Here is a 9,029-nt window from a genome sequence, read left to right as displayed (position 1 = left end):
GCACGGAGGGTCTCTTGTTTGGTGAACCATTCGTTGCCCGCCGCGATAAAACTCGCCTTAACCCTCGGGCCTCAAGATCGTCCCCTCACAGCCGCTTCCGGCACCGGACGGGAGACGATCCGTGACGAAGCCAGTCGCCGAGACCAAACCAGCACGGGGCGCGAGTGCCGCGCCGCCGCTGAGCCCGAGCGTGCGCCGCCACCTCGGCAAGAGCCTGCGCAGCCACTACGCCGACAGCCTCACCGAGCCGGTCGGCGAGCGCCTCGAAACCCTGATCGGCCGCCTGGACACGCCGCAGGACCGGACGACGCGCTCCTGACCTTTCGAGGACGATTGCCCTCACGCCGAAACACCCGGCCACGACGGAGGCGGCCGGGGTGTTCAGAGCCTGTTTGCTTTCGCTCTTTGACACCGAACCAGCGCGATGCCGCGATTATTCCAGTCCTCCCCCCTCATCCTGAGGTGCGGAGCGAAGCGGAGCCTCGAAGGAGGGCTCCAGGGATCGCGCGACCTCTGGAGCCTTCCTTCGAGGCTGCTTCGCAGCACCTCAGGATGAGGGGAGTTGATCGGATAAGCCCGTCAAACAGGCTCTCAGACGTTGCGGTGGGGGTTCGCGCGCGGGAGCGGCGCGCTCAGTCGAGGGCGACGGCGACCAGGGAGAACAGGCCGGCCAGAAGCAGGTTGCAGGCGATGAGGACGACGACCGTCATGGAGTGGCTTCGCGGCTGAGAGGAAATCGGACAGGCATCGGGGGATGGCGGGACGAACCGCCGTAGGGAGAGCGTCTAGCGGGAGAAGCTTGACGGAGTGCTCATCCCGCCCGATTGCGGCGCCGGCACGGCCCGGTTCGCCGAAAGCGATGCAGGAAGATCACAGAGGTCGCGCGACGATCGCTCCGTGCCCGCTTCCTTGGCCCTCCCGCGTGAACCCGCCCTGAACCGCGGCGGCCTTCACCGCTGCGACGCGGCCACAATCGCCGGGCCGCCGAAAACCGATAGGCTGTTTTCCGTCTCTCCCCCGCAATATTGCCAAGATTTGGTTAACGGACTAGGCTCGCGACGTCCCGTTTCGAGACAGGATCCGGCCATGATCTCTCTGAGTGAGTCCCTCCTCACTGCCGCCGGCCTGTTCGGGCTCGGTGCCTCCGCCGCATCGGTCGGAAGCCCGGCGTCGCGGGCTTTTTCGGACTTCTCCCCCGAGGACGGCGCGCGCCTCGCCGAGGGACGAAGCCCGTCGCCGGAGGATGAGGCGGCGGACGACCCCTTCTTTACGGCGGTCGCCGATGCCCTGCGGGAAGCGGGCTACCTGGATTCCTGAAAATCGGTTGATTAAGCCTGCCTGATCCGCCGCCCGTCGCGGGCGCTCAGGAAGGTTGCCGTCCCGCATGTCCAGGTCCTCCGCCGTGTCCCCCGACGTGCTCGCCGCCATCGGCGGCACGCCCCTGATCCGGCTGCGCCGCGCGTCCGAGGAGACCGGCTGCACGATCCTCGGCAAGGCGGAGTTCCTGAATCCCGGCCTGTCGGTGAAGGACCGGGCGGCGCTCTCGATCGTGCAGGACGCCGAGGCGCGCGGCCTGATCCGGCCCGGCGGCACCATCGTCGAGGGCACGGCGGGCAATACGGGAATCGGGCTCGCGCTGGTGGCGTCCGTCCGCGGCTACCGCACCGTCATCGTGATCCCCGAGACGCAGTCGGCGGAGAAGAAGGAGACGCTGCGCTTGGCCGGCGCCCGGCTCGTCGAGGTGCCCGCCGTCCCCTTCGCCAACCCCAACAACTACGTCCATGCCGCCCGCCGCCTCGCCGAGCGGCTGGCCGAGACGGAGCCGGCCGGCGCCTTCTTCGCCGACCAGTTCGACAACGTCGCCAACCGCCGCGCCCATGTCGAGGCGACCGGCCCCGAGATCTTTGCGCAGACCGGCGGCGCGGTCGACGGCTTCGTCTGCGCGGCCGGCACCGGCGGCACGCTCGCGGGCGTGGCCGAGGCGCTGCGGGCGGTAAAACCGGGGGTGACGATCGCCCTGTCCGATCCCGAGGGGTCGGCGCTCCACGCCCACTACACCACCGGCACGCTCAAGGCCGAGGGCTCCTCGATCACGGAGGGCATCGGCCAGGGCCGGGTGACGCGAAATCTCGAAGGCTTCCGGCCCGATCTCTCGTTCCGGATCCCGGACGCGGAGGCGCTCGGCATCATCTTCGGCCTGATGCGCGAGGAGGGCCTGTCGCTCGGCGGATCGTCCGGCATCAACGTCGCGGGCGCGATCCGGCTCGCCCGGGAACTCGGGCCGGGCCACACCATCGTGACGATCCTTTGCGACGGCGCCGCGCGCTACGCCTCGAAGCTGTTCAACCCCGCCTTCCTCCGCGAGCGCGGCCTGCCGATTCCGGACTGGCTCGGCCCGTCCCCCGAACCCCTGCCCGACTGGAGGGCGTGAGCCGCGGGACACCGCAGGATCACACCGAGCCGGCAACGAAATCGCGGGCGGAAGCGTTGCTGTGAGTGCTCAGGCGACGGTGTTTGAGCAATCCGGAGACGGCCCGACGATGCTCACCACCATTCTGCTCATCCTGCTGATCCTGCTGCTGTTCGGCGGCGGCAACTTCTACGGCGGCGGGCGCTTCCGCGGCCCCGGCTTCGGCCTCGGCGGCATCCTGCTCATCATCCTGATCGTCCTGCTCGCGACCGGCCGGATCTGAGGCCCGGCGCCGTCGCGCCTCACCGCGCGCAGGTGATCGCGACGACCGCGCCGAGAACGGGCGCCGCCGCCCCGCCCAGCGTGGCCGCGGTGCCGTTCGCGGTGCCTTTCGCGGACCCCGTGCCCGCCCCGGCGGACACGCCGCTCTCGCCCAGGAAGGCCGCCACGGCCTTCCCCGGCACGACGGCGTAGCGCGTCGGCGGCATCACCCCGGCGATCAGGCGGGGCGCGGCGGGAAACCGGGCGACGAGCCCGACGAGCCGGCCCGACCGGTCGAGCACCGGCGCGCCGCCCGCGCCGGGCTGGAGCGGAGCGTAGACGCCCTCGGCCGCGGCGCTGGCGGGAGCGACGCTCGGGGGGCCCTTGGCCTGGGCACCGAGCACGAGCAGGGCCTCGCCCTCGGCCGCCGGATCGGTGCGCAGCGGCGGCGGCGTGCCGCCCGCGAGCCCCTCGGCGGCGAGCAGCGCGAGGCTGCCCGACGCGTCGCGCCGCTCGATCCGGGCCGTCGCGCCGCCGATGCGGGGCGCGGGGCAGGCTTCGAGGGCCGAGGCCGCCGTCAGCACCCGCCCGCCGCCGAGGAGCAGGCCGGTCGCGGCGGGGCGCGCCTCGGTCGGCGCGCCGGGCAGCGCATGGGACAGCGCGGGCGCGACCGCCATTCCGGGTCCGGACGCGGGCGGACGCGGGGCCGGACCGGCGGCCGTCGCCGGTGCGGCGGCGGCCGGCATCTCCTCGGGAAACGGTGTGAAGGTGTTGGCCACCGCGATGACGAGACGATCGACCGTGTCGGCCAGCGCCCTGTCGTAGCCGAGGGTGAAGCCGCGGATGCCCGCCGGACCCTCGGCGTAGCGGATATAGGAGCGCCCGCCCGCGGTCTCGGCGGTGACGACGACGAAGTCCGGCTTCCTCAGCTTGTAGGTCACCTTGCGGCCGGGCATCGCGGCGGCGGCCCGCTCGAACAGCGCGTCGAGACTGGTCTCCCCTTGCGGAAACGACTTGGTGTCGAGGGTCACCCGCCCGTCGGCGCTCTGCCAGCGGGTGCCGCCGGGGATCGCGCTCTTCTTCGGCAGCAGCGCCTCCGGCACGCCGATCACGGCGCCGCTCGCCGGATCGGGCTGGACCTTGAAGCGCGCCGCCCGGCGGGCCTCCTCCGCCTCGCGCTTGAGCGCCGCGCGCTCCGGCGGCGCGAGCAGGCCGGTGGGGGCGGCGCCGGTGCGGGTCTGGTAGGTCTGGATGCCCTCGAAGCTGCGCTTGCCGAAGGCGCCGGTGGTCACGCCGTTGTAGTCGCCGGTCCAGACGAGGGCGTCCTGCAGGCCCCGCCGTTCCGCCTCGGGCAGCGCCTCGAAGGCTGCCCGGGCCGCCTCGAAGGCGGGGTCGGGCGCGGGCGGGGCCGGCACGGCGGGCTTCGGCCGGGCCGCCGGCGGCGGAGGGGCCGGATTGTGCGGAGCCGGCATCTGGGCCAGCGCCCCCGTCGCGAGGCAGGCGGCCAGCAGAGCCGGCACGCTGCGAACGATTCGTGTCTGTGCCGCCATCACCCCCGCCCGATTCGATGAGCGGCCGCGATGATGCCAGCGGAACGGTGGCTCTCACAAGCCGCGGCGCGGCCGAGCCGGGGCTTCGAATTCGGGCTGACGCTCCGACAGAACTTTTGCGGCTCCTCACCCCCGTCATTCCGGGTTCGCCTTCGGCGCCCCGGAATGACGGGGGGAGGGTATGGACGAGGTGATCGGCATCCGAGAAGCCGGCCGGATCACGGAGCCGGCCAAGGACCGAAGCCGAGCGTTGCGGCCGGCGCGGCAAGTGATAGCTTGCCGGCCGCGGGCGCCCCGGTTCGGGCGCACCGGCCGGAGGAGACGAGCGCATGTCCCAAGGCAAAGGTCTCGGGCGTCTCGGCGCGGCGTTGATCGGCGCGACGCTGCTCGGCCTCCCCGCCCTGGCCCAGACGCCGCGCCCGGCTGCGCCGCCGCGGTCGGCGACCGCGCCCGTCGCCAAAACCTTCCTGCGCGAGAACCTCGCGAGCGCGGGCGTCCGGCTCGAGACCGCGCTGAAGAGCGAGGCGCCCGCGGGCGGAAAGACGGCCGCGCAATGGCGCCGCGAGGCGGAGGTCGCCGCGCGGAGCGAGGGGGCCGAGCCGGATGCCGAGCTGAACGCCTACGCCGCCGCCGTCGCGGCCGACCCGAACGATGTTCGCAACTGGCTCGACTACGCCCGCGCCGCGAACGCGGCGGGCAACGACGAGGAGCGCTCCGATTATTCCGCCCGGTTCAAGCTGAAGGGCCGCGCGAGCGCCGCCGCCTACCAGGGCTACCTCCGCGCCAAGAATCCGGCGGACGAGGCGCGGGCGCTCGCCCGGCTCGGCGAGATCCAGGCGGCCCAGGCCGAGTGGCGGCCGGCGCTGGAGGCCTACCGGGCGAGCCTCGCGATCCGGGACGAGGCGCAGACCCGCGCGACCTACGAGAGCCTGCGCGCGGAGCACGGCTTCCGCATCCTCGACTACAAGGTCGATTCGGACGCCGCCGCGCCGCGGGTCTGCTTCACCTTCTCGGAGAGCCTCGTCCCGAAGACCGATTACGCCCCCTACGTCGCCGTCTCGGGCGCGGCCAACGCCGCCGTCACGGCGGAGGGCTCCCAGGTCTGCGTCGACGGCCTCAAGCATTCCGAGCGCTACGCCTTCGTGGTGCGCCAGGGCCTGCCCTCCTCCGTCGGCGAGAGCCTGCTGAAATCGGCCGATTACGAGGTCTACGTCCGCGACCGCTCGCCCCAGGTGCGCTTCACCGGCCGCAACTACGTCCTGCCCCGCACCGGACAGGCGGGCGTGCCGCTGGTCTCGGTCAACGCGCCCACCCTCGACGTGGAGGTGCTGCGCATCGGCGACCGCGGCCTGCTGCCCGCGCTCCGCTCGGAAGAGTTCCTGAGCCAACTCAACGGCTCGACGGCCAAGACGATCGCCGACCAGAAGGGCCAGCGCGTCTGGAAGGGCACCCTCGACACGGCCAAGGCCGAGACCAACCGCGAGGCGGTGACCGCCTTCCCCGTGCTGCAGGCGGTCGGCAAGCTGGAGCCCGGCCTCTATCTGATGCTGGCCAAACCCACCGGCACCACGGATTCGTCGGAGGAGGAGTACGGCGGCTACGAGGCGCAGGCGACGCAGTGGTTCGTGGTCTCCGACCTTGGCCTCACCGCCTTCAAGGGCCGCGACGGCGTCCACGTCTTCGCCCGCTCGCTCGCGAGCGCCAAGACGGTCTCCGGCGCCGAGATCCGGCTGATCGCCCGCAACAACGACGTGCTCGCGGTCGCCAAGACCGACGGCCAGGGCCACGCCGCCTTCCCCGCCGGCCTCGCCCGCGGCGAGGGCGGGCTGGCGCCGGGCCTCGTCGTGGCGCAGCTCGGCGACGATTACGGCTTCCTCGACCTCGCGCTCGGCGCCTTCGACCTGTCCGACCGCGGCGTGAAGGGCCGCCCGGCGCCGGGCGGGGCGGAGGCGTACGTCTTCCCCGAGCGCGGCGTCTACCGCTCCGGCGAGACGGTGCAGCTCACGGCTCTTCTGCGCGACCCGCAGGGCGCGGCGGTGAGCGGCCTGCCGCTGACTTTGGTGGTGCGGCGGCCCGACGGCGTCGAGTATCGCCGCGCGGCGGTGGCCGACGAAGGGCTCGGCGGGCGCTCGCTCGCCCTGCCGCTGATGTCGGGCGCGATGCACGGCACGTGGCGGGTCGCGGCCTATACCGATCCGAAGGCGCCGCCGGTCGGCGAAGCGAGCTGGCTCGTCGAGGATTACGTGCCCGAGCGGCTGGAGGTGAGCCTCACCCCGAAGACGCCGAGCCTCACCCGCGGCGAGCCGGCGGTCATCGACGTCGCCGCGCGCTACCTCTACGGCGCGCCGGGCTCGGGGCTCGACGTCTCGGGCTCGGTCGCGGTCCAGGCCGCGGCCGCCCCCGGCATCAAGGGCCTGGACGGCTTTTCCATCGGCCTCGACGACGAGGCCGTGGAGGCGACGACGTCGGAGATCGACGGCAAGGCCACCACCGACGCGCAGGGCAAGACCACCGTCACCGTGCCGGTGCAGGAGGTGGCCGCGCCGCGCGCGCTGGAAGCGAAGATCACCCTCGCCGTCGGCGAGCCGGGCGGCCGGGCGCTGAGCCGCAGCGTCACCCTGCCGATCCTGCCGGCCCAGCCCGTGCTGGCGATCCGCAAGAATTTCGGCAGCGATCTCGCCGAGAACGCGACGGCCACCTTCGACGTGGTCATGGCCGCCCCCGACGGCCGGCGCCTCGCGCAGGACGGCGTGACCTGGACGCTGTCGAAGGTCGAGCGGACCTATCAATGGTACCGCGCCGACGGGCGCTGGAGCTTCGAACCGGTGAAGTCGAGCCGCCGCGTCGCCGACGGGCGGGTGGCGGCCAGCGCGGAGGCGCCCGCGCGCATCGCCGTGCCGGTGGGCTTCGGCCAGTACCGCCTGGAGGCGAGCGTGCCGGGCCAGCCGCAGGCGGCGGCGAGCGTGTCCTTCACCGTCGGCTGGGGCGGCTCCGAGACCGCCGACGTGCCCGATCTGCTCGACCTCACCCTCGACAAGCCGGCCTACGCCGCGGGCGAGCGGCTGCGGGCGCGGCTCGCACCGAAGTTCGCCGGCACGGCGACGCTGGCCGTCGTCAGCGACCGGGTGCACGAGATCCGCGACGTGGCGGTGGCGGAGGGCGGCACCACCGTCGAGATCCCGGTCAAGGCGGAATGGGGCGCGGGCGCCTACCTCGTCGCCACCGCCTACCGCCCGCTCGACCAGTCCGCCAAGCGGATGCCGGGCCGGGCGCTCGGGGTGGCGTGGTTCGCGATCGACAAGGAGAAGCGCGGCCTCTCGGTGTCGATCGAGGCGCCGGAAAAGGTGCGCCCCCGCGGCACCCTCACCGTTCCGGTGAAGATCGCCGGGCTCAGTCCCGGCGAGGAGGCGCGGGTGACGCTGGCCGCGGTCGATGTCGGCATCCTCAACCTGACCCGCTACGAGGCGCCGAACCCGTTTGCCTACTTCTTCGGCCAGAAGGCCCTCGGCCCCGAGATCCGCGACCTCTACGGCTACCTGATCGACGGCATGCAGGGCACGCTCGGCGCGATCCGCTCCGGCGGCGACGGCGGCGCGACCGAACTCGCCGACGCGCCGCCGACACAGGCGCCGCTCGCCCTCTACTCGGGCGTGGTCACGGTGGGCGCCGACGGAACAGCAAAAATTCCGCTGGACCTGCCCGCCTTCAACGGCACCGCCCGGCTGATGGCGACCGCCTGGACGAAGAGCCGCGTGGGCCAAGCGCAAGGAGACGTGATCGTGCGCGACCCCGTGGTCCTCACCGGCACCCTGCCGCGCTTCCTCAATGTCGGCGACCGCTCGCGCTTCTTCGTCGCCCTCGACAACGTCGAGGGCGCGGCCGGCGACTACACGGTCGATCTCGACCTCACCGGCCCCGTCGTGGTGGCGGGCGAGGCGGTGCACACCACGATGCGGCTGGAGGCCGGCGCCAAGGGGCAGCTCGTGATCCCGATCACCGCCGCCGGCCCCGGCACGGCCCGGCTCGACGTCAGCCTGACCGGCCCCGGCATCCAGGGCAGCGCCGGCCAGTCCTTCGCCCTCGGGATCAATCCCGGCACCGGCGCGCTGGTGCGCCGGAACCTGCGCCCGCTGGAGCCCGGCGCCGGCCTCGACCTGACGCCGGACCTGCTCGCCGACATCCTGCCCGGCACCGGCGCGGTCTCCGTCGCGGCCAACCGCGTCGGGGGCATCGACGTCGCCGCCCTGCTGCAATCCCTCGACCGCTACCCCTACGGCTGCTCGGAGCAGGTCGTCAGCCGGGCGATGCCGCTCCTCTACGTCAACGCGCTGGCGGCCGGCGAGAAGCTCGGCCTCGACGGCGGGCTCGACGAGCGGGTGCGCGCGGCGATCGGGCGGGTTCTGGCGCGTCAGGATTCGAGCGGCGCCTTCGGCGCGTGGTCCACGGAGAATGCCGGCGACACGTGGCTGACCGCCTACGTCACCGACTTCCTCACCCGCGCCCGCGAGCGGGGCTTTGCCGTGCCGCAGACCGCCTTCAACAGCGCGCTGGACCGCCTGCGCAACACGGTGGCCAACACCACCACCGTCGAGAACGGCGGCATGGACCTGGCCTACGCGGCCTACGTGCTCGCCCGCAACGGCCGGCCGGTGATGGGCGACCTGCGCTACCTCGCCGACACCAAGCTCGCCGACTTCGCCACGCCGCTGGGCCGCGGGCAGCTCGCCGCCGCGCTCGCGCTGCTCGGCGACCGCGGCCGGGCGCAAAAAGGCTTCGACGCGGCCCTGCAGGCGCTCCAGGCCGAGCGC

The 9,029-nt window shown here is 73.1% G+C and carries 6 protein-coding genes; 5 read left to right on the top strand and 1 reads right to left on the bottom strand.

Annotated features, from left to right (window positions below; all coding sequences use genetic code 11):
• The first annotated feature begins 121 nt into the window (after nucleotides 1–121).
• From MFF42_RS15200 to MFF42_RS15185, 4 genes are all read left to right on the top strand, one after another.
• Nucleotides 122–319 (top strand): hypothetical protein, encoded by a 198-nt coding sequence (locus MFF42_RS15200; protein ID WP_238256489.1) that lies wholly within the window; start codon nucleotides 122–124, stop codon nucleotides 317–319.
• 767 nt (nucleotides 320–1,086) lie between these two features.
• Nucleotides 1,087–1,317 carry a hypothetical protein gene (locus MFF42_RS15195; protein WP_238256488.1) on the top strand — a complete coding sequence of 77 codons (231 nt, stop codon included), beginning with the start codon at nucleotides 1,087–1,089 and terminating at the stop codon, nucleotides 1,315–1,317.
• 67 nt (nucleotides 1,318–1,384) lie between these two features.
• Nucleotides 1,385–2,431, top strand: a complete 1,047-nt coding sequence (locus MFF42_RS15190; RefSeq protein ID WP_238256487.1) for a cysteine synthase A — start codon at nucleotides 1,385–1,387, stop codon at nucleotides 2,429–2,431.
• Nucleotides 2,432–2,540: 109 nt separating this feature from the next.
• The gene (locus tag MFF42_RS15185; RefSeq protein WP_012453303.1) at nucleotides 2,541–2,693 is read left to right on the top strand and encodes a DUF3309 family protein; all 153 of its coding nucleotides are present in this window, start codon (nucleotides 2,541–2,543) and stop codon (nucleotides 2,691–2,693) included.
• A 19-nt stretch (nucleotides 2,694–2,712) separates the two neighbouring features.
• Here the strand turns inward: MFF42_RS15185 and MFF42_RS15180 are convergent, their stop codons facing one another.
• Entirely contained in the window at nucleotides 2,713–4,221 is a 1,509-nt protein-coding gene (locus MFF42_RS15180; protein ID WP_238256486.1) for a trypsin-like peptidase domain-containing protein, read from the bottom strand.
• 329 nt (nucleotides 4,222–4,550) lie between these two features.
• On the opposite strand from MFF42_RS15180, the gene MFF42_RS15175 reads away from it, so the two are divergent.
• Nucleotides 4,551–9,029, top strand: a 4,479-nt coding sequence (locus MFF42_RS15175; RefSeq protein WP_238256485.1) for an alpha-2-macroglobulin family protein, incomplete at its 3' end; no start/stop codon positions are given.

The sequence above is a fragment of the Methylorubrum podarium genome (assembly GCF_022179745.1).
GTDB lineage: Bacteria > Pseudomonadota > Alphaproteobacteria > Rhizobiales > Beijerinckiaceae > Methylobacterium > Methylobacterium podarium.
This window is presented reverse-complemented; position numbering and strand designations above follow the sequence as displayed.

Excerpts from the sequence above, each read along its gene's own strand:
- MFF42_RS15195 (WP_238256488.1), top strand. The coding sequence starts at position 1,087 with ATGATCTCTCTGAGTGAGTCCCTCCTCACTGCCGCCGGCCTGTTCGGG.
- MFF42_RS15190 (WP_238256487.1), top strand. The coding sequence starts at position 1,385 with ATGTCCAGGTCCTCCGCCGTGTCCCCCGACGTGCTCGCCGCCATCGGC.
- MFF42_RS15185 (WP_012453303.1), top strand. The coding sequence starts at position 2,541 with ATGCTCACCACCATTCTGCTCATCCTGCTGATCCTGCTGCTGTTCGGC.
- MFF42_RS15180 (WP_238256486.1), bottom strand. The coding sequence starts at position 4,221 with ATGGCGGCACAGACACGAATCGTTCGCAGCGTGCCGGCTCTGCTGGCC.